14 protein-coding genes are annotated in these 21,952 nt (G+C 34.9%); 11 read left to right on the top strand and 3 right to left on the bottom strand.

Annotated features, from left to right (window positions below):
- Positions 1-47 precede the first annotated feature (47 nt).
- From ACWA1B_RS11435 to ACWA1B_RS11480, 10 genes are all read left to right on the top strand, one after another.
- Positions 48-1,481, top strand: a complete 1,434-nt coding sequence (locus tag ACWA1B_RS11435; protein ID WP_456906945.1) for an MFS transporter — start codon at positions 48-50, stop codon at positions 1,479-1,481.
- 26 nt (positions 1,482-1,507) lie between these two features.
- Complete coding sequence (locus ACWA1B_RS11440; RefSeq protein ID WP_456906947.1) at positions 1,508-2,533, top strand: glycoside hydrolase family 43 protein; 1,026 nt, start codon at positions 1,508-1,510, stop codon at positions 2,531-2,533.
- Positions 2,534-3,058: 525 nt separating this feature from the next.
- The gene (locus ACWA1B_RS11445; RefSeq protein ID WP_456906949.1) at positions 3,059-4,066 is read left to right on the top strand and encodes a GntR family transcriptional regulator; all 1,008 of its coding nucleotides are present in this window, start codon (positions 3,059-3,061) and stop codon (positions 4,064-4,066) included.
- A 2-nt stretch (positions 4,067-4,068) separates the two neighbouring features.
- Positions 4,069-5,550 carry a xylulokinase gene (locus ACWA1B_RS11450; protein WP_456906951.1) on the top strand — a complete coding sequence of 494 codons (1,482 nt, stop codon included), beginning with the start codon at positions 4,069-4,071 and terminating at the stop codon, positions 5,548-5,550.
- 8 nt (positions 5,551-5,558) lie between these two features.
- Positions 5,559-6,884: a xylose isomerase gene (xylA, locus tag ACWA1B_RS11455; RefSeq protein WP_456906953.1), complete on the top strand. Its 1,326-nt coding sequence runs from the start codon at positions 5,559-5,561 to the stop codon at positions 6,882-6,884.
- Positions 6,885-7,242: 358 nt separating this feature from the next.
- The gene (gene fsa / locus ACWA1B_RS11460) at positions 7,243-7,899 is read left to right on the top strand and encodes a fructose-6-phosphate aldolase (RefSeq protein WP_456906955.1); all 657 of its coding nucleotides are present in this window, start codon (positions 7,243-7,245) and stop codon (positions 7,897-7,899) included.
- A gap of 27 nt (positions 7,900-7,926) precedes the next feature.
- On the top strand, positions 7,927-8,898 hold the full coding sequence (locus ACWA1B_RS11465; RefSeq protein ID WP_456906957.1) for an aldose epimerase family protein: 972 nt from the start codon (positions 7,927-7,929) through the stop codon (positions 8,896-8,898).
- Positions 8,899-9,473: 575 nt separating this feature from the next.
- The gene (locus tag ACWA1B_RS11470; protein ID WP_456906959.1) at positions 9,474-12,548 is read left to right on the top strand and encodes a SusC/RagA family TonB-linked outer membrane protein; all 3,075 of its coding nucleotides are present in this window, start codon (positions 9,474-9,476) and stop codon (positions 12,546-12,548) included.
- A gap of 11 nt (positions 12,549-12,559) precedes the next feature.
- Positions 12,560-14,491 carry a RagB/SusD family nutrient uptake outer membrane protein gene (locus tag ACWA1B_RS11475; protein WP_456906961.1) on the top strand — a complete coding sequence of 644 codons (1,932 nt, stop codon included), beginning with the start codon at positions 12,560-12,562 and terminating at the stop codon, positions 14,489-14,491.
- A gap of 237 nt (positions 14,492-14,728) precedes the next feature.
- Positions 14,729-16,648, top strand: coding sequence for a sialate O-acetylesterase (locus ACWA1B_RS11480; RefSeq protein WP_456906963.1), 1,920 nt, complete (start codon positions 14,729-14,731; stop codon positions 16,646-16,648).
- 216 nt (positions 16,649-16,864) lie between these two features.
- Here ACWA1B_RS11480 and ACWA1B_RS11485 read toward each other — a convergent pair whose 3' ends face one another.
- Genes ACWA1B_RS11485 through ACWA1B_RS11495 form a run of 3 tightly spaced genes read right to left on the bottom strand, consistent with a single transcriptional unit; the run spans position 16,865 to position 21,002 of the window.
- Complete coding sequence (locus ACWA1B_RS11485) at positions 16,865-17,257, bottom strand: hypothetical protein (protein WP_456906965.1); 393 nt, start codon at positions 17,255-17,257, stop codon at positions 16,865-16,867.
- A gap of 43 nt (positions 17,258-17,300) precedes the next feature.
- Positions 17,301-20,540 (bottom strand): PAS domain S-box protein, encoded by a 3,240-nt coding sequence (locus ACWA1B_RS11490; RefSeq protein WP_456906967.1) that lies wholly within the window; start codon positions 20,538-20,540, stop codon positions 17,301-17,303.
- 12 nt (positions 20,541-20,552) lie between these two features.
- Positions 20,553-21,002 (bottom strand): response regulator, encoded by a 450-nt coding sequence (locus tag ACWA1B_RS11495; RefSeq protein WP_456906969.1) that lies wholly within the window; start codon positions 21,000-21,002, stop codon positions 20,553-20,555.
- A gap of 400 nt (positions 21,003-21,402) precedes the next feature.
- On the opposite strand from ACWA1B_RS11495, the gene ACWA1B_RS11500 reads away from it, so the two are divergent.
- On the top strand, positions 21,403-21,882 hold the full coding sequence (locus ACWA1B_RS11500; protein WP_456906971.1) for a YybH family protein: 480 nt from the start codon (positions 21,403-21,405) through the stop codon (positions 21,880-21,882).
- Positions 21,883-21,952: the final 70 nt, after the last annotated feature.

The raw sequence follows: 21,952 nt of genomic DNA on the forward strand, positions 1-21,952 counted from the left end.
TATAAGAATTGATTGTAAAAATTAACCACAATAACCACGAACCAATAATGAATTTTAATTCCCAAAAACTATCCATAAAAGAAAAAATTGGATATAGCTTAGGTGATCTTGCTGCAAATTTAGTTTTTCAGACCTTGATGACTTATCTGGCGTATTTTTATACCGATATTTACGGATTATCGCCTGCGCATTCTTCTATAATTATGTTGGTTGTCGGTTTGATTGCCGCTTTTATTTTTAATCCAATTATTGGTGTACTCGCAGATAGAACGAGTACGAAATGGGGAAAATTCAGACCTTGGATTTTATGGACAGCTGTACCATTGGGCGTAATTGCATTACTGGCTTTTACAACGCCAAATTTCTCTTATCAGGGAAAAGTGATTTATGCAGTTGCGACTTATAGTTTATTATTGCTTTTTTATGCGGGAAATAATTTGCCATATTCAGCCTTAAGTGGTGTAATTACAGGCGATATGGGCGAACGAAACAGTATGTCATCCTATCGTTTTGTGGCGGTTATGTTTGCGCAGTTTTTTGTTCAGGTATTTATGCTCGGGATTATAAAAAGTGCCGGAAATGGTGATAAGGCTGTTGGGATAGAAAAAGTGATGACAGTTTTGGCGATTATCGGGACCATCATGCTTTTAATCACCTTTTTGACAACAAAAGAAAGAATTATTCCTAAGCCGGAACAAAAATCAAGTGTAAAAGAAGATTTAAGTGATTTGGTCAAAAACAGACCATGGGTAATCATGCTTTCACTTACAACTTTGGTTTTTATAACACTTGCAATGAAAGGTGGATCATATGTCTATTATTTTGAAAATTATGTAGATAAGGAGCAATTGGCGATTTTTATTCAGCCTATTTTAGATACTTTGTCAAAAATTGGTTTGAATCATTTTGGAAATGATCCTGTTTCAGCGGGATTTGGATTGTTTAATGCCGGCGGTATTATCTTTATGATAGTCGGAATTACCTTGTCTAAAAATCTTGCGGATAAATACGGAAAACGAAATGTGTTTGGTTTGTTTTTATTCATTTCAACGCTTTTTGTTATTGCTTTTTACTTCTTTCCTTCATCATCAATTGGCTTCATATTTTTCTCCCAAATTCTGCATGGATTTTTCTACGGAATCACAATTCCGATTCTTTGGGCAATGATTGCCGATGTTGCCGATTATTCTGAATGGATGAATAACCGCCGAGCAACTGCAATTATCTTTTCTGCCATGATGGTCGGGTTAAAAGCAGGTTTAAGCATTGGAGGCGCTTTGACAACTTCATTATTAGGACATTTTAATTACGTCCCAAATGCTGCACAGCAGACTGATATAGCTATAAATGGAATAAAACTGTTGGTTAGTGTTTTTCCAGCTATCCCTTTCCTTATTGGCGTTGGATTATTGTTTTTTTACAAAATCGACAAGAAAATGGAAGTGCAGATTGAATCAGATTTAAAAGAGAGAAGAGTTTAATGTATTAAAAAATAAAAAAAGAGAACATGCCTGAAGATAATATTGAAAACATTGACTTTGTAGCATTAGCTAAACGCGCAATTTCAAATCCATTAGTGAATCATATTTATACCGCTGATCCGTCGGCACACGTTTTTAACGGAAAAATATACATATATCCATCGCATGATATTGATGCAGGAATTCCGTTCAATGACAATGGAGATCATTTCGGAATGGAAGATTACCATGTTATTTCCATGGAAAATGTTGATGCAGAAGCAGTAGATCATGGCGTAGCTTTGCATGTTAATGATGTTCCCTGGGCTGTTCGACAAATGTGGGCGCCTGATGCGGCTTGTAAAAACGGTAAGCATTATTTGTATTTTCCGGCAAAACGCGCAGACGGAATTTTCCAGATTGGCGTGGCAATAAGCGATTCTCCAACTGGACCATTTAAGTCAGAACCAAATGCTATAAAAGGGAGCTACAGTATTGATCCGGCTGTTTTTGAGGATAGCGACGGTAAGTACTATATTTATTTTGGCGGAATTTGGGGAGGTCAGCTTCAAAAATATAGAAATAACACTTATGATAAGTCATATGAAGAGCCAAAGGCAAATGAAGTAGCTTTAGGGCCAATCGTAGCTTTGCTTTCAGATGATATGAAAGAGTTTGCTGAAGAACCGAAAGAAATCAAAATCTTAGACGAAAATGGAAATGCCTTATTAGCCGGTGATAACGATCGTCGTTTTTTTGAAGCGTCATGGGTTCATAAATACAACGGAAAATATTATTTCTCTTATTCAACGGGCGATACGCATTTTATTTGTTACGCAATTGGTGATAATCCTTATGGGCCTTTTACGTATCAGGGAAGAATTTTGAATCCTGTTGTGGGCTGGACTTCGCATCATTCGATCTGTGAAATAAATAAAGAATGGTATTTATTTTATCATGATTCGAGTTTGTCAAAAGGAGTGACGCACTTGAGGTCTATAAAAGTGACTAAAATTGAATATAATGAAGATGGTTCAATTGTAACAATTGATCCTTACAATAAAGAAGATTAAACAAGACTATTTTCAAAATTAATTCTGAAGATGATTGACTTAAGAACAGCTGGTTTAAAAATTATAGTATTAACCTTTTCTATGGTTCGTATAATGGCATGTAAAAAAATTTTCGTGAAATCACAACCGGTTGTTCAAAAAGATGTTATTGTTTTTAATAGGTTTAATTATCAAAGAAGAGATCATGCGTCTGCGAATATTTTTAAATCAAAAGAAGGATTATTTGTAGACAACGTTTTTCCGTACAATTTGTCATTTCAAATTTCTAAAACGAAATGACAAAGGTGCGGTAAATAATACTGTAATTTCTTTTGAAAACAGTTTGCGTGAGGGATAGAAGTGGAAAGCCCATCTCGTCTTTTGACGAGGCGAGGACTTGAAACGTATAGCCCGGTTCGCCGTGGCGAAACACGCCCAAATTATTAGAATAAAAGAGCTTAAAAAAAATAACATAATTCATGTAAAAATTAATTTTTTATAAAAGATTTTTAATTACTTTAGCATAACAGAACGGAACAGAACGGTATGCTAAAAGAAGAAGAAAAATTTGAGTTTATAATTAATCACGAAAGTGATATTCCGAAGTATCAGCAGTTGGTTGACGGAATTACGAATGCCATTGCGGAGAATATTTTACAAAAGGGAGATTTGCTTCCGTCAGTGAATGTAATCTGCAAAACGTATCAGCTTTCGAGAGACACAGTTTTTAAAGCGTATTCGATTTTAAAAGATCAAAATACAATTGACTCTGTACCAAATAAAGGCTATTATGTAGCGGGCGAAACGAGAAAAGTGCTTTTGGTTTTAGACACTTTTAAGGCTTATAAAGAGGTTTTGTATCATTCATTTGTGAATAATGTGCCGGATAATGTGATTACTGATGTGCAGTTTCATCATTATAATATTGATGTTTTTAAAACAATCATCAATAACGGAATTGGGAAATATTACAAATATGTGGTGATGAATTTTGATCACAAAGAGATTGCCCCGGCATTATCGGCAATTTCGAAAGATAAATTGCTTTTGATTGATTGGAATATTCAAGCTAAGAAAACAAATAATTATGTTTTTCAGGATTTTGGGAAAGCGTTTTATGAGTCTCTGACAGAGGCTGTAGATTTGTTCAAAAAGTATAAAAAGATACATTTTGTATATCCGGATTTTACCAATCATCCTTGGGAAACAGTAGAATATTTCAAGAAATTTTGTGCTGATTTCAATTTTGAATTTGAAATGATTACAGATCCGAAAAAGTTCAATATCGAAAAAGGAATTGCTTATATCAGTGTGAGTGATAGGATTTTGGGACACTTTTTAGAACAGTGTAAAGAGAAAGATTATGAACCCGGAAAAGACGTTGGCTTTTTGTCGTATAACGAAACACCAATGAAAAAATTTATTTACAAAGGAATTTCGGTTGTGTCAACTGATTTCAAAGAATTAGGAACCAAAGCAGCGGCATTTATTACGCATGACGAAGAAACGCAGTGTTATGTGCCGACAAAATTAATAATAAGAGAATCATTGTAAGTATGTATTATATAGGTTATGATATTGGAAGTTCTTCTGTCAAGACAGCCTTGGTAGAAGCAGAAACAGGTAAAAAAGTAATCGTTCTGAATGAACCGCAGAACGAAATGGAAATTTTATCTATTCACCCAGATTGGGCGGAGCAAGATCCGGAGATTTGGTGGCAGCACATTTGTACGGCAACAAAAAGAGCGATTAAAGAAGCTAATATTGATGCATCAAAAATTCAGGGAATTGGTATTTCGTATCAAATGCACGGATTGGTGATTGTGGATGCAGCTGGAAACGCGCTTCGAAATTCAATTATTTGGTGTGACAGCCGTGCGGTTGAAATCGGGAATAAGGCTTTCGCCGATATTGGAGAAGAAAAATGCATGTCGCATTTATTGAATTCTCCAGGGAATTTTACCGCTTCAAAATTAAAATGGGTAAAAGAAAACGAGCCTGAAGTTTACAATAAAATCTCTAAATACATGCTTCCGGGAGATTACATCGCTTTGAAATTAACGGGCGAAGTAACGACAACTAAAAACGGTTTGTCTGAAGGAATGCTTTGGGATTATAAAGAAAATAAAGTAGCCGATTGGCTTCTAGATTACTACGGAATCGATAAATCGTTGACGCCAAAAATTGTAGAGAATTTTACGAATCAAGGAGTTGTTACTGAAAAAGCATCAAAAGAATCTGGATTACCAGTAGGAATTCCGATTGTTTACAGAGCTGGAGATCAGCCTAATAATGCTTTGTCGTTAAATGTGTTAAATCCGGGAGAAGTAGCGGCAACGGGGGGAACTTCGGGCGTTTTTTATGCGGTAAGCGAAATGTCTTCTGGAAAAAGCACTCGTGTAAACAACTTCGTTCATGTGAACTACGAGTTGGAAACACCTAGAGTTGGGAAATTATTGAATATTAACGGAGCGGGAATTCAGTACAGATGGCTTCGTAATAATATGGGCAACGAAAGTTATGAAGCAATGAACGAAAAAGCTTCGAATGTTGAGGTTGGATCAGAAGGCGTTGTGGTGATTCCGTTTGGAAATGGCGCTGAGCGTATGTTCAACAATAAAAACATTGGAACGCATTTCTTAAATCTGAATTTGAATATTCATAACAGTGCGCATTTGTTTAGAGCTTCTTTAGAAGGAATTGCTTTTTCGTTTGTTTACGGAATGGAATGTTTAAAAGATGATAATGCGACGATTAATGTCATTAGAGCAGGAAATGATAACCTTTTTCGCTCGGAGATTTTCTCCAATACTGTAGCGACTTTAATCGGTCATGAAATTGAAATTTATAATACAACCGGAGCGGTTGGTGCAGCAAGAGCAGTTGGTCTAAAAGATGGTGATTACAGCAAATTTGGCGCTAATGTTAGTGACAACGATCACGTAATGACGTTTTTACCGTTGCACAACGCAGCACCTTACGAAATGGCTTATAAAAAATGGAAACAAGAATTAGAATTAATATTAACAACTAAATAAAAGAACAAATGATAGTTTTAGGAGATAAAGAATACTACAAAGGTATTGGCCAAATTAAATTTGAAGGAAAAGAATCTGATAATCCATTGGCATTTAAATATTACAATCCAGAACAAGTTGTAGCTGGAAAAACAATGCGTGAGCACTTTAGATTTGCTATTGCTTACTGGCATACATTCTGTGGACAAGGAAGTGATCCATTCGGACCAGGAACACAACATTTTGCTTGGGATCAATCTTCAGATCCTTATCAGGCAGCAAAAGATAAGGCTGATGCAGCTTTTGAATTTATCAGCAAAATGGGATTTGATTATTTCTGTTTCCACGATTATGATTTGATTGCTGAAGGACCAACTTTTGCCGAATCAGAAAAACGTTTGGCATTCATTACAGAATACTTAAAACAGAAAAAAGCAGAATCTGGGATTAAATTACTTTGGGGAACTTCAAACTGTTTCTCAAATCCAAGATTTATGAACGGAGCAGCTACAAATCCTGATTTTAATGTAGTAGCAAGAGCCGGAGGACAAGTGAAATTAGCTTTGGATGCGACAATTGCTTTAGGAGGAGAAAACTACGTATTCTGGGGAGGTAGAGAAGGTTACATGTCTTTATTAAACACCGATATGGGAAGAGAATTAGACCACATGGCACAATTCTTAACAATGTCAAGAGATTATGCAAGATCTCAAGGATTTAAAGGAACTTTCTTTATTGAGCCAAAACCAATGGAGCCATCAAAACACCAATACGATTTTGACTCGGCTACAGCAATCGGATTCTTAAAAGAATATGGTTTAGACAAAGATTTCAAAATCAACATTGAGGTAAACCATGCTACATTGGCACAACATACTTTCCAACACGAATTAGAAGTAGCTGCAAAAGCAGGAATGTTAGGAAGTATTGATGCCAACAGAGGTGATTACCAAAATGGATGGGACACAGACCAGTTCCCAAATAACATCCAAGAAACAACTGAAGCAATGTTGGTTTTCTTAAAAGCTGGTGGATTACAAGGTGGTGGAGTTAACTTCGATGCTAAAATCAGAAGAAATTCTACAGATCTAGAAGATGTTTTCTTAGCGCACATTGGTGGAGCTGATACTTTTGCAAGAGCGTTACTGACTGCAGATAAAATCATCACTTCTTCTCCTTATGAAAAATTAAGAAAAGAAAGATACAGTTCTTTCGATTCTGGAAAAGGTAAAGATTTTGCTGATGGAAGATTAAACCTTAAAGATCTTTATACTATCGCTCACGAAAATGGAGAATTAAATCTTCAAAGCGGTAAACAAGAATTGTTTGAAAATATTATCAATCAATATATTTAATTTAACAAGCTGTGAATACAGCTTTGCATAAAATAATTTTCGGTTTTGTGTGAGGTTATAAAATCGGAATGAAGATTGTTTTTTGTAGTTTTTCTTCTCTGGTGCATATTTGAAGGTTAGTTGATGCGCCAGGGAAAACTTTATTAATTAGTAATTATGGCCGTTGGATGATTGAAGCGCTGACGGCCGTATATTAATTCTGTACTCAAAAAGATAGTTTTCTGCTGTCTTTTCAAAGCAATTTCTTTTGCTTTTTATTTCAAATTAAAACATAAAAAAAACTTTCATCTTTATTTGATATTCATTTTGTAATGAATTGGAAATATGAAATCTCTATTAATATAAAAACCAAAAACCAATGAAATTTTTTATTGACACAGCAAATTTAAATGATATAAAAGAAGCGCAGGCATTAGGCGTTTTAGATGGCGTAACAACAAATCCGTCGCTAATGGCGAAAGAAGGAATTACGGGAAAAGCCAATATTTTGAAGCATTATCTGGATATCTGCAATATTGTAGACGGTGATGTTTCGGCAGAAGTTATTTCGACAGATTTTGATGGGATGATCAGAGAAGGTGAGGAACTTGCTGCCTTGCATCCGCAAATTGTGGTAAAATTACCGATGATTGCTGACGGAATTAAAGCTTGCAAATATTTTTCAGATAAAGAAATCAGAACAAATGTAACATTAGTTTTTTCGGCTGGACAAGCGCTTCTTGCAGCCAAAGCTGGCGCGACTTACGTGTCTCCTTTTTTAGGAAGATTAGATGATGTATCAACGGACGGAATGCATCTTATTGCTGAAATCAGAGAAATTTATGATAATTACGCTTTCAATACACAAATTCTTTCGGCTTCTGTGCGACACACAATGCACATAATCAATTGTGCCAAAGTAGGTTCTGATGTTATGACTGGGCCATTATCAGCAATTAAAGGTTTGTTGAAACATCCTCTTACTGATATTGGTTTGAACCAATTTGTAGAAGATGCTAAAAAAATGAATTTATAAGATTTTAATTCAGAATCGCATCAGGATATGGAAAATTTAGAAGTATTTACAATTAAAAATAAAGTTGCTTTGGAAATGACCATTTCCAATTTCGGTGCTACTGTAATTGGGCTAAAAGTTCAAAATGCAAAAGGCGAAATTTTTGATGTTGCGGCAGGTTTGAAAAAAGCTTCCGATTATCTAGAAGCGCCTTATTCAAATGTAAAACTCTTTTTAGGGTCAAGTATTGGAAGATATGCTGGAAGAATTTCTGGTGGTGGATTTGAAATTGAAGATAGCTTTTATAAGGTTGAAAATCAGAATGGCGTTCATCTTCATGGAGGCGAAAACGGATTTTTCAAAAAGTTTTGGTCCGCAAAAGAAGTGACAGAAGACCGTTTAGTGTTGTCATATGAAAGCAAACATCTTGAAGAAGGTTATCCTGGAAATTTGAATATTGAAGCTATATTTGAATTGACACCAGAAAATCAAGTGAAAATTACTTACAAAGCTGTTACTGATCAGGCAACTCCTGTAAATTTGACAAGTCATGTTTACTTTAATTTAAACGGAAAAGGGTCTGTTTTAGATCATGAATTGCAAATTAACAGCGATTTTTATTTAGATGTTGACCCACAATTACTTCCTACGGGAAAATTAAATAAATCTGAAGGAACTGCTTTTGATAGAAATCAAAAAGCTAAAATCAAAAGAGAAGATTTTAAAGGTTTTGATGATACCTTTGTATTTAATGAAAAGCAGTTAAAAGCCTCTTTATCTTCTGCAGAAAGCGGCATTAATATGTATATTTTTTCGAATCAGCCGGCAATGGTTGTTTATACGCCAGAAAAATTTCCGGTTTTGCCATTTTCAAATAATGACCAATATAAAGAGTTTCCGGCAATTTGTTTTGAACCTCAAAATTTTCCTGATGCACCGAATAAAAAACATTTCCCGAATTCAATTTTAAGGGCAGGCGAAACTTATCTAAATGAAATGATTTTTGCATTTACTTTTTGATAAATATTTGCGAATTAAATTCTAAAGCTTCTTTTTGAAAAAAGAAGCTTTTTTTTTAGTTTTTGTGCAAGCGATTGTGTTTAAATCAGCTCTTTTTCGGATAAATAAAAGTTTCATTATTGACTTCTTTAAATAATCTAAATAATTGTTTCCAAGTCTTTTGAAATACTTCTTCAAATTTTTAAAGTACACTTGTTTTTTTGCTTGCTAAATTGCTTTTAAAATGCTTTATAAGTCCAATTTTAGAGAGTTTTAGTAAATTATTAGCGATTGATCTAAATCAGTAAAAATAGCTTTAATTGTTTTGCTGAAAAAGAAGCTTTGTTATCAATCTTTTAATTATTTAGCTTTAAAATTATTCAGTGTTTAATTTATATGGTAATTTTTTTTGGTATAAATAAAAAAATAATACACAACCGGTTGTGTGATTTGAAATTTTATATATATTTGTTAAAGTAATGCAAAAACATATTTTTTGACCTATATGAAAGTATATGATTTTGCCTCTGGATATTCAACTAACTCAAACTATATATTAACTATCTAACTCAATTTTTATGACTAACTTTTTTAAAATGAAAAGCAAATTAAAGCTCCTGAAATGTTTGGGGTTTTTATCTCTGATGTTTCTGTTTTCTGTGAGTGCGACGGCTCAGAGTACAGTAACTGGAGTTGTATCTGACGCAAGTGGGCCAATTCCAGGGGCAAATGTGACTGTTAAAGGCACTAAAAACAGTGTCGCTACAGGTTTTGACGGAAATTATTCTATTACTAACGTGCCTTCAAATGGTGTTTTAGTATTTACATTTTTAGGTTTAAAGGATAAAGAAATTCCTGTTGGAGGAAAGAATAAAATAAATGCAGTTTTAGAGGAAAACCAGAATAACCTGCAGGAAGTTGTAGTTATCGGTTATGGTACGCAACGAAAAGAGGCCGTAACTGGATCTGTTTCTTCAATTAAAGGAGAGGCAATTCGTGAAGTACCATCGGCTAATATTACTCAGGCTTTGCAAGGGCGTTTGGCGGGAGTGCAATTGAATCAAACATCTTCTAAACCTGGTGCCGAAATGCAAATTCGTATTAGAGGTACACGTTCGCTAACGGCTGACAACAATCCGCTGGTAGTTTTAGACGGAGTCCCATTTGCAGGATCAATTGGAGATATTAGTCCAGACAATATTAAAAGTATTGATATCTTAAAAGATGCTTCGGCAACAGCCATTTACGGATCTCGTGGTGCAAATGGAGTTATTTTAATATCAACAAATAAAGGACAAAAAGGACAAAGAGCAAAGTTTTCATACAATACATACAGTGGTTTGAAAACCATTTTTGCTAAATTCCCAATGATGAACGGACCTGAATTTGTTGCTTTGCGTAAAGCTGCTACACTTCCGGGAACAACTACTCCGCTTTACACAAATGGGACAGATGAAGCTGACAATATAAATACAGATTGGCAGGATTTAATGTATGGTGCAGGTTTGGTAACTAATCATGATGTTGGTGTTTCGGGTGGTACTGAAACGGGGAACTATAATTTTGGAACTAGTTATTACAAAGAAGAAGCAGTAGTGCCAGGACAGGACTACAGCCGTATAACATTAAGAGCAGCTGTAGATCAGGCAATAGGACAGTACTTTAAAGTTGGTTTCACGACTAATAATAATTATTCTATTTCAAACGGTGGTAATTTAAGTCTTTATAATACTTTAAGTACGACTTCAATATCTAATCCATATAATGCGGATGGCTCTTTAAAAAGAACAGTTAAGATGCCATTAGATGAAAACTGGGTATATACAAGAGAAACTATAGAAAATTTGGGAGATAAATGGATCGACCAGACAAAAGCATATAGTTCTTATAACACATTATATGCCGAGGTAAAAATACCAGGTGTTGAAGGTTTAAAATTCCATATAGATTTGGGAGGTAATTTCCGTACTACTAATGGAGGTCAATATACAGGTGAAGGAGTATTTAGTATTAATCCAACAACAGTTTCTACGGCTTCTGTTACAAATACGCTAAATACGAACTGGACGATTCAGAACTTGCTTACGTACGATCGTACTTTTGGAAAACACCAGGTAAATGCAGTTGCTATGTATTCTTCAGAGCAAACTACATATAACAGATCGCAGATTTCTGCAAAAGATATTCCTTCAGACGATTTCCAATTTTACAATTTAGGAAGAGCGGCAGGTGAAATTTCGGTTAACCCAGATAATCAGGACTATCAACAAAGCGGATTGGTTTCTTACATGGCGCGTGCTATGTATTCTTATGACAATCGCTATATGCTAACAGCGACTGTTCGTTCTGACGCTTCTTCAAGACTTGCTAAAGGACATCAATGGCATACTTATCCTGCGGTTTCTGCTGGCTGGAATGTTAAAAATGAAGCATTTATGCAAAATGTGAATTGGCTGGAGCAGTTAAAATTACGCGCAGGTTATGGGGAAACTTCTAACCAGGCGGTTGCACCTTATTCTACACTTGGAAGTTTAGCTTCAAGACCTTACAATTTTGGAGAGACAAATACAACTGGATATTATGTATCAACGCTTCCTAATCCTGATTTAGGCTGGGAATATTCGACTACAATGAATTACGGTATCGATTTTGGTTTCTTTAAAAACAGATTAACTGGTACGGCGGAATATTATGTTACAGATACAAAAGATATTCTTTTAAGTGTAGGTTTGCCTCCAACAGCAGGTGTAGGAAGTTACACAGCAAATATTGGACAAACTCAAAATAAAGGTTATGAATTTACGCTTAACGGAGCAATATTTGACAATCCAAATGGCTGGTCTTGGGATGTTGGAGTTAACTTTTATTCGAACAAAAACAAGTTAGTAGCCTTGTCTTCGGGACAGACTCGTGACGAGAATAACTGGTGGTTTGTTGGCCATCCAATTGATGTGATTTTTGATTATGAGAAAACAGGACTTTGGCAACAAGGAGATGCAAATCTTACTAAATATGAGCCAGGAGGAAATGTTGGTATGATTAAAGTAAAATATACAGGAGATTTTAACGCAGATGGTTCACCAACAAGACAAATTGGACCTGCGGATAGACAAATCATAGATGTAAATCCTGATTTCCTTGGAGGTTTCAATACTCGTGTCGCTTATAAAAATCTTGATCTTAGTGTAGTAGGAGCTTTCCAGAGCGGAGGAGTTTTGATCAGTACACTTTACTCTTCAACAGGTTACTTAAATATGTTAAGTGGTCGTAGAGGAAACGTAAAAGTGGACTATTGGACACCAGAAAATACAGATGCAAAATATCCAAGACCAGGAGGAATTTCAAGTAATGACAATCCAAAATACGGATCTACTTTAGGATACTTTGACGCTTCTTATGCTAAAATCCGTACAATCACCCTTGGTTATAACATTACTGAAAAATTCATTAAGGATTTAGGAGTTGATAGATTTCGTCTTTACTGCACTGTGCAGAATCCATTCGTAATTTATTCACCTTACCACAAAGAAACGGGTATGGATCCTGAAACCAACTCATACGGTAACGAAAATGCTGCAGTAACTGATTTCTACAAAAGACGTTTACTGACATTAGGAACAAACACTCCTTCAACTCGTACCTTTTTGCTTGGCCTTAATTTAACATTTTAAAAAAGATAACAATGAAACCTATACAAATAAAAACTTTTATGGCAACAGCAATGATAACGCTGTTCCTGGGAGCATGTTCTAATGTTTTAGAAGAAGAACCTCGCAGTATTTACACTCCCGAATATTTTAAAACTGAAAAAGGTGTTGTTGCAGGATTAACATCTATGTATGCCCACTTGCGCTATATCTATGGCCAAGGCTATTATTACAATACGACCGAAACCGGAACTGATGAAGCGACTTATGCACAAAGTGCTGATGCCAACTTTAAGGATATGGATCTTTCTGGTGTAGGATCAATTACACCTTCTTCAAGCCGTGCTGATGCTTTGTGGCAACCTGCATTCATCAACATTAATACAGCGAGCGGAGTTATAGAAAATGCTACAGCAATTGGAACGGTTTCAAATGCAATGATTGCTGAAGCCAGATTCTTCCGCGCATTTGATTATTTCTTGTTAGTTCAGACTTTTGGAGGAGTGCCATTAGATTTGGGTGCGGGCGAACTTAAGTTCAATACAAGTCCGTCAAGATTCTCTGTTAGAAATACGGTACCACAAGTTTATACAAAAGCTATTTTTCCTGATTTAGTAACAGCAGTTAATGATTTGCCAGATGCAGGTAGAGTAAAAGGAGGTGTGACTAAAACGGCAGCCAGACTTTATTTGGCTAAAGCGTATTTGACGTATGCTTGGTGGTTGAAAAATCCAAATAATATTCCAACTTATCCTGAAACTACTCGTATTGATCCAGACGGACATGATGCAGCTTGGTATTTCCAGAAAGCTTATGATGTAGCGGCGGCAGGAATTGACAGCCACGGTGCATTTGCATTGCAACCAACTTATTATGATGTAAACTTAGGAAGCAATGACCGCAATAGCGAAATTTTATTGTACGCTGATCACACTGAAAAAAGCGAATTTTTTAATGCCAGCAGTCTTACATTTTCAGGCGGTAATGCTCCAGAAAATTTCGCAGTTTGGATGATGACTCCTAATTATACTGTTATCAGAAGTTCAGGTGTAAGTTCAGTACAGCGTGAGGCAGAACAGCATTTAGGGCGCCCATTTACTCGTATGTGTCCAACTATCGGTGCCATTACGAATACTTTTGCTGATAAAACAAACGATTCTCGTTACGATGGAACATTTACAACCGTATATCGAGGAAATTGGAATAAAGCGGGTATAACAACGCCAACTTTAAATAATGCAAACGGTTTGCCAGTTGCTCCAGGAGGTGCAATTCTTTCCTTCTTAAATACTGAAAATCCAGCTATTGTTTATGCAGCAGGAAACGGTCCTGAAGGTGGAGCTGTTGGAGCAGGAGTATTACCAGGAAGATCTGATTTTGTTATTGCTCCAAGTGGTATTAGTAGAATTATATATCCAGGTTTATGGAAATTAGGAACTTACAGAACAGACAACGGAACTGGACTTGGCTCTCCAAATGGAGCAAGCACCCGTCCTTATAATATTGCAAAATTATCAGAGCTTTATTTAATTGCTGCTGAAGCTGCTGTTATGGGAGCTACACCTCAAGGCGGAAAAAGTGCGAGAGAATTAGTAAATGTTTTACGCGCTCGTGCTGGAAAATGGAGATTTGATAACAATGGAAATGTAGTAAAATCAGTTGATAACAGTGCGGCAATGGTCGCAGCAACTCCAGCAGTTATTGATATTAATTATATTTTGGCAGAGCGTTCTCGTGAATATTTTGGTGAAGGATACCGTTGGTATGATTTGCTTCGTACTCAAAAATGGACAGAACTTTCAAGTTCTTACCAAATTTGTGGTCCAGCATACGGAAACCATACACCACTTACTGTAGCAAGAGATATTAAGCCCTACCATTATTTACGTCCAATTCCTCAAGGTCAGTTTGATGCAATGATTATGACTAATGAAGAGAAAGCGATATATCAAAATCCTGGATACTAGAAAATGAATGTTGATTTATCTCCAATCAAAATAATAAAACAAATTAAAGCAGCAATTAAGTTGGATGAAGTTGTAAATAAGTGTTTGTTTTACCGAATTGGTTAGAACTGCTAACAAATTTGTTTTATAAAAAAGCCGAGAGTTGAGCCCTCTCGGCTTTTTGCCTTAAAGATCTAAGGGAGAATAATTATCTTTAAAAAAGATTTCAGAATTAAAGCAGAAACATAAATCATAAAAATGAGAAAAATACTATTTTTTATCAGTGTGCTTTTTTGCAGCATCATTCATGCACAAATAAAACTCCCGAGGTTGATTAGTGACGGAATGGTTTTGCAGCGCGATATACCCATAAAAATTTGGGGATGGGCAGCGCCTAATGAGAAAATCGAAATTACCTTCAACAAAAAAAAGTTTCAGACCATAACTTCCCAAGAGGGAAATTGGCTAATCACACTGTCCTCTCAAAAAGCAGGCGGACCTTATGAAATGACTTTAACGGCAAGCAATACAATTGTTTTAAAGAATATTTTGTTCGGTGATGTTTGGCTTTGTTCCGGACAGTCGAACATGGAACTTCCTATGGAACGTGTAAAAGACAAATACAGGGATGTAATTGCAAAAGCAAATAACTCAGAAATCAGACAGTTTTTAGTGCCAGATCAATATGAGTTTGCAAAAGAAAATACTGATTTGTCAAGTGGTGAATGGAAAGAAGCAAACGCATCAAATATTTTGAGTTTTTCAGCTGTTGCCTATTTTTTTGCCAGCGAAATTTATGCAAAATATAAAGTTCCGATTGGATTAATCAACAGTGCTTTAGGAGGTTCTCCGGCTGAATCTTGGCTTAGCGCCGATGCCATTAAAAAATTCCCTGATTATGATGCTGAATACCAGAAATTCAAAGACGGAACTTTAGGTGCACAAATCGAAGCAAACGACAGAAAAATCAGCACCGACTGGTATTCTGAAGTAAATCGTCAGGATGAGGGGTTGAAAAAACAATGGGCAAAAGCAGATTTAGATGATATTGATTGGCCGGTTATGAATATTCCAGGATATTGGGGCGACTATACTTTAGAAAAAACGAATGGAGCAGTCTGGTTTAGGAAAGAAGTTAATTTATCAAATTTAAAAGCTTCTTCGGCAAAATTGATTTTAGGAAGAATTGTAGATGCTGATTCAGTTTATGTTAACGGAAATTTCGTTGGAACAACTTCATATTTATATCCGCCGAGAAAATATTCATTTGATCCAAAGTTTTTAAAAGAAGGAAAAAATGAAATTGCAATCAGAGTTATTAATAATTCTGGAAAAGGTGGTTTTGTTGAAGACAAACCTTATCAATTGATTTTAGATAAAGATTCCCTTGATTTGAAAGGAGAATGGAAATACAAATTAGGAGTAAAAATGCCTCCTTTGCCACCATCGACTTTCATTAGATGGAAACCTGTCGGACTTTATAATGCTATGATCGCCCCTTTGAAAAATTACGCAATAAAAGGCGTGCTTTGGTATCAGGGGGAAGCAAGTACTAAAAAGCCTCAGGAATATGCAGCACTTATGGAAACCTTAATCACAAGTTGGAGAACAGAGTGGAAGCAGGGTGATTTTCCGTTTTTATATGTTCAGCTGGCAAATTTTATGGAACCAAAAACAGAACCAACTGAAAGCAATTGGGCAGCTTTAAGACAACAGCAAAAAAATATTTTAGCAGTTCCAAATACAGGAATGGCAGTAATTATTGATTTAGGGGAATGGAATGATATTCATCCACTAAATAAATACGACGTTGGGAAAAGATTAGCTTTGCAAGCTAGAAAATTGGCTTATGAAGAAAAAAATATAGTTTCTTCAGGACCGCTTTTTAAATCAATGGAACAAAAAGGAAATCAACTTATTTTGTCTTTTACAGATACAGGAAGCGGGTTAATAGCTAAAAATAACTCCAGTTTGAAAGGTTTTGAAATCGCAGGAAGCGACGGAAAATTTATTTGGGCAAATGCCACGATCGAAGGAAACAAAATCAAAATTTGGAATGAGAATATTTCAAAACCAGTAAAAGTTCGATACGCTTGGGCGGATAATCCAATTGAGGCAAATCTATATAATCAAGAAAATTTACCAGCTTCGCCTTTTGAGGGAAGTTTAGATAAATAAAGATGAAAAAGAAAGCAGGATTTCAAATAACGAAATCCTGCTTTTTTATTTTAAAATTATCCGATTAAGAAAAATGAATTGACGAAAACTTCTTTCATCTTTCATCTTTGATCTTTTTTCTTTGATCTTTTTTCTTTCATCTTTGTTCTTTCATCTTTGATCTTTTTTCTTTGATCTTTTTTCTTTTTTCTTTTTTCTTTGATCTTTGTTCTTCAACTACTGCGCAATCTTCAAATTTACATCATTTACAAAAATTAGCGGTTGCATATTGCTCAAATTGGTAAGTGATAAAACGCCATTTTTGTTTTCATTTACTCCATTTATTTTAAAGCAATACTCATCACCGTCTCTGTCTCTTAAGGTTATGAATTCAGAAGTATCACTTGAATTGTTCTGACAGCTGTTTGATATAGAATATTTATACATTACTTTCATTATGTCTTTGTCATAATTGTAAAGTTTACCATCCTGTGTAAATACCCATTTTGTAGTTCGGTTAGTGTTCGAATACCAATTTCCTAAAATGCGTTTTGACGAAGGATCTTGGCTTTGTGCAAAAATTGCTGATGCAAAAAACAGCAATGGCAGAATAAAAAATAGCTTTTTCATAGTTTTTAAATTATAAATAAGATTTGCTTTTGATAAACTTTAACTAGTTCGCCGGAATATAAATGTCAAAAACAGCTCCTTTATTCAATTCGCCTTTGGCCGTGATGATTCCGTTATGATTGTCTACGATTTTCTTTACGATAGCAAGCCCAATTCCGGTTCCGGTATATTCCAGTTTTCCGTGTAAACGCTGAAAAACTTCGAAAATTTTTGAGCTGTATTGTTGTTCAAAACCAATTCCGTTATCTTCAATCCTGATGTGACAGTAGTTAATTTCTGCTTCTAAACTTTCATTATTTAAAGTCGAACCTTTAGCGATTTCACTATTAATTTTAATGACAATCGGATTTTCAGGATTTGAAAATTTAAGAGAATTGCTTACTAAATTGTACAAAAGTTGTCTAAATTGAAACGGAATAATCTTTGCTTCACAATTTTTCAAACTTTCAATTTTGGCATTTTTTTGTTCAATTTCTTCTTTTAAATCCTCTTTTACTTCGTTTATAATTTTGCCAATATTCGTTTTTTCGAAAATTCTTTCCTGAACATTTGTTTTGGAATAAGAAAGTAAATCGTTGATAAGCGTTTGCATGCGTTGTGCTGCATTTTGCATTCGTTTAAATTTATCTTTTCCATAATCAGATAAATTTTCCGATTCTTTCTCCATAATCTGTGTCGCAAAAGTCTGGATTTTGCGCAACGGTTCCTGCAAATCATGACTTGAAATATAAGCGAAAGACTGAAGTTCCTGATTCATTTTTTCAAGTTCTTTGTTTTTCTGTTCAAGTTCTAAGGCATTTAATTTCAGCTTGTCATCGGCAGTTTTTTTATCCGTCAAGTCATGTGTCATTTTTGAAAAACCAATAACCTGATTTTTTTTATTATGAACAGCTGTAATTGTTACATTTGCCCAAAAAAGGGTTTTGTCTTTGCGAACGCGCCATCCTTCGTGGCTTGCTTTTCCTTTTTCAATGGCCAGGTTCAATAAAGTTTGAGGAAGATTGTTTTTTCGGTCTGATTCGGTATAAAATTCTGAAAAGCTTTTTCCGATAATTTCTTCTGCTTTGTAGCCTTTTATTTTTTGCGCCCCAAGATTCCAGTTTTCAATAATTCCTTCATGATTGAGGTATAAAATGGCGTAATCCTGAACTTCTTCAACCATTAAATGATAACGTTCTTCACTTTTTTGAAGTGATTCGTTCATCAAAATCAGTTCTTTGGTTCTTGCCGTTACTTGTTGTTCCAGCTCGTTTGTAAATGCTTTTTCAGTATGAATATCTGTAAAAGCACCAACCCATTTTATGATTTTGTTTTCTTCATTAAAAATAGGCTCGCCAATTACAGTATGCCATCTATAAATGCCATCATGTCTTTTGATGCGTACGTCGCATCGGTATATTTCTCCTGTTGCAAGGCTGTGGCTCCAAATTTTATAATTTTCGTCATAGTCATCGGGATGAATCATGTCTTGCCAGGATTTTTTTCCCTCAGGAAAAATTCCGGTGTATTCAAACCATTTTCCAGAAGTAAATAAAGAATTCCCTTTTTCGTCTGTTTCCCAAATTAATTGTGGAATACTCTCTGCTAAAGAACGGAAACGTTTCTCACTTTTTTCTAGCTCCTGTTGATGATTTTTTTCTTCTGTAATATCTCTTACAGTACCCAGAAGTTTTTCGGGTTTTTTATGGTCATCAAAAAAGACTTTTCCTTTGGCTTCAATCCAATGAATCGAATTGTCCTTCCAGATTACTCTTAATTCATAATTTATAACTCCGTTAACAAGTGCTTCATTATAAGCCAGATTTCGTATTTCTAAATCGTCTGGATGAATGTAGGTAAGAATTTGTTCATGTGTTAAATTGATGTTCTTTTTATTTCCGGTTACAATTTCCAAATAACGTTGGGAATAATGCACTTGTTTTTCTTTGACATTTAATTCCCAAGTACCTAGTTCGCTGGCTTCTACAATAATTTTTAGCCTTTCTTCATTGAGTTCGATTTTTTTTCTTGCCTCAACTTTTTCGCTTACTTCGGTTACTGTAACAATAATTCCTGAGATTTCGCCATTTTCCTCTTTCAGCGGATAATAAAGAAAATCAAAATACGAAATATCGAGTTTTCCGAAACGTATGAGGGGAATTGGAACTTCATTTCCATGAAACGAAATTCCGGTTGTCATTACATCATTTAAAAGTTTATTCACACTTTCTTTGACCTCTGGCAGTGACTCAAAAAGGGGCTTACCTACAAAATCGTTTTCTTCTCTGTCAATAATTTTTAAATAAGCGTCGTTAGCCATTTCGACCATATATTCTGGTCCTCTTAAAATGGTAATCCCCACAGGAGTTTGTTTTACAGTATTACGAAAACGTTTGTCTGCTTCTTCTATTTTTTTAGTGGCAAGATGCAGATCCGTAATATCTGCAGCCGTATTCATTACGCCATAAATATTACCATTTGTGTCATAAAGCGGTGTAAAACTGTAGTTAAAATAAAAGCTTTCCAGAATGCCATTCATTGTAAGGTCAATACGGGCATTTTTAGTATGAAAAGACTCTCCGGTTTCAAAAACGTGGTTTACTTGCTCAAAAACTGATTGATTGTCAAGCTCAGGTAGAATTTCTGTATATAATTTCCCAACAACATCATTGCCTTTTCCCCAAACATCCATAATGGCTTGATTGGCAAGTTCAATGCGTTTTTCTTTGCCTGTATAAACACCAATTGGGAATGGTGCATTTTCGACTAATTGTCTTATTTTCTGTTCACTTTCCTTAACTTTCGACTGCGCTAAAAGTTTTTCATTTTTTTCGGTCGTTTCAATTACAGTTACCAGAATTCCGCCAACTTCGCCATCTTCTTTTTTTATTGGGCTGTATGAAAAGTCAAAATAACATTCTTCGTCATAACCATTTCGGTTTAAAACAACCATTAAATCGGGAGAACTGACTGCGTTTCCTTTCATTACATCTTTAAACATGGGGCCAATTGTGTCCCAAATTTCCGAAAATGTTTCTTTTGAACTGATTCCTAAAGCTTCAGGATGTTTTGTTGCGCCTAAAATAGGGCGAAAGGCATCATTATAAATTTGGGTAAAATCATTTCCCCACGCAATGTACATTCCGAATGGATTGCTGAGTATTACCGAAACCATTGTTTGCAGACTTTGCGGCCATAAATCAGGATCGCCTAATGAGGTTTTACTCCAGTCTTTGGATCGCATTAATTCACCCATTTCACCGCCATCGGCTATAAAATAATGTTCCCTGTTTTTATGGCTCATTCCAGAAAAAAATTACGGCTGAAGAACAAATTGTTCTCGTGCAGGCTGTTTTTGATTGTTTTCGACAGTTGTAGTCAAAGCATTGTTGATTACCGTTTTTAGTTTAGCAAATTCGCCAGGTTTTCGAATATAATGTGTAGCTCCTTTTTGGTACATCAAATCAACAATTTCAATATCTAAAGAAGTTGAAAAAATAATCACAGGAAGTATATCAAACTCACTAAGCTCCTTGATTTCTTTAAGGCATTCATGACCATTTTTACGTGGCATATTAAGATCCAAAAAAAGAATGTCTGGCAAAGCGTCCGGAGAATTGGCTTTTAAATAATCCATTAATTGTACACCATCATGCACTGTTACAAGTGTTACAGGAAGCTTCAATTCATCTATTGCTTCTCTAAAAAAAGAGCAGTCATCATCATCATCATCTGCTAGTAAAATATTGTAATGTTTTTTATTCATTTTTATAGATGGAAGTAAAATTAATTTGAAAACGTGTTTGCCGAAAAAATCTACCATTAAATATAAGCCAATGTGCTTCAGTTATTTTTGATAATGTATTGCTGATTTTTTATCATTTAAACAGGCCTTAGGTTAATTTATTGTCAATAATACGCTTTTTGTACTGCTAATATAGAGCTATTTTTTCGACAACGAATAAATATTGCGCTAATAACTTCTTGGTATCACTCAAAAATATTGGCAATGCAATATGTTTTTGTTTAAGTTGTTGTAGTTCATTTGAATATAGTAAAATGTTTTTAAAATTTCCAATTTGCTTAAATGATATTTTTATGCGAAATAACTTGATATTTTAATTTTTATAAGTACTTTTAAGGTATAGTTTTAAATCCTTAAATATATGAAAAACAATCTCTTAAAAGAAATTTTATTGTTGGGTATTTTAACTTTTGTCTTTGCCTGCAATACAAAAAAAGAAGAACCTGTCGTGGTTGATAAAGAAGCGATAAAAAAAGAAATTCAGGCTAAAGAAAATGAATTTGCTGATGTTTATAATTCTGGCGAAATAAAAAGCATTGGTTACTACGATGACAATGCTACAACTTTTTTTCAGAATCGTCCACCATTAGTTGGAAAAGCAGCGATTGTTGAATTCTTAAAAGCTGATGCAGTAGCAAATTCGAATAAAATTTCATTTAAAACAAATGAAGTTTTTGTTTCGACTGACGGAAATCAGGTTGTTGAAACTGGTGCTTATACGGTAGTTGATTCGACAAATGCAACAATTTCAACTGGAAATTACATGAGTTTGTTTGAAAAGAAAGAGGGCAAATATGTATGTGTTAGAGATATGAGTGCTTCTGACACTCCTCCGAACTAAAACAAGATACTATATAAATAAAAAGGTGATTGAATAATTTTTTTCAATCACCTTTTTTATTTTAAAACGT

The organism is Flavobacterium xizangense (assembly GCF_054075145.1).

Excerpts from the sequence above, each read along its gene's own strand:
- ACWA1B_RS11500 (WP_456906971.1), top strand. The coding sequence starts at position 21,403 with ATGAAAAACAATCTCTTAAAAGAAATTTTATTGTTGGGTATTTTAACT.
- ACWA1B_RS11495 (WP_456906969.1), bottom strand. The coding sequence starts at position 21,002 with ATGAATAAAAAACATTACAATATTTTACTAGCAGATGATGATGATGAT.
- xylA (WP_456906953.1), top strand. The coding sequence starts at position 5,559 with ATGATAGTTTTAGGAGATAAAGAATACTACAAAGGTATTGGCCAAATT.
- ACWA1B_RS11485 (WP_456906965.1), bottom strand. The coding sequence starts at position 17,257 with ATGAAAAAGCTATTTTTTATTCTGCCATTGCTGTTTTTTGCATCAGCA.
- ACWA1B_RS11450 (WP_456906951.1), top strand. The coding sequence starts at position 4,069 with ATGTATTATATAGGTTATGATATTGGAAGTTCTTCTGTCAAGACAGCC.
- fsa (WP_456906955.1), top strand. The coding sequence starts at position 7,243 with ATGAAATTTTTTATTGACACAGCAAATTTAAATGATATAAAAGAAGCG.
- ACWA1B_RS11445 (WP_456906949.1), top strand. The coding sequence starts at position 3,059 with ATGCTAAAAGAAGAAGAAAAATTTGAGTTTATAATTAATCACGAAAGT.
- ACWA1B_RS11440 (WP_456906947.1), top strand. The coding sequence starts at position 1,508 with ATGCCTGAAGATAATATTGAAAACATTGACTTTGTAGCATTAGCTAAA.
- ACWA1B_RS11490 (WP_456906967.1), bottom strand. The coding sequence starts at position 20,540 with ATGAGCCATAAAAACAGGGAACATTATTTTATAGCCGATGGCGGTGAA.
- ACWA1B_RS11435 (WP_456906945.1), top strand. The coding sequence starts at position 48 with ATGAATTTTAATTCCCAAAAACTATCCATAAAAGAAAAAATTGGATAT.
- ACWA1B_RS11470 (WP_456906959.1), top strand. The coding sequence starts at position 9,474 with ATGAAAAGCAAATTAAAGCTCCTGAAATGTTTGGGGTTTTTATCTCTG.
- ACWA1B_RS11465 (WP_456906957.1), top strand. The coding sequence starts at position 7,927 with ATGGAAAATTTAGAAGTATTTACAATTAAAAATAAAGTTGCTTTGGAA.
- ACWA1B_RS11475 (WP_456906961.1), top strand. The coding sequence starts at position 12,560 with ATGAAACCTATACAAATAAAAACTTTTATGGCAACAGCAATGATAACG.
- ACWA1B_RS11480 (WP_456906963.1), top strand. The coding sequence starts at position 14,729 with ATGAGAAAAATACTATTTTTTATCAGTGTGCTTTTTTGCAGCATCATT.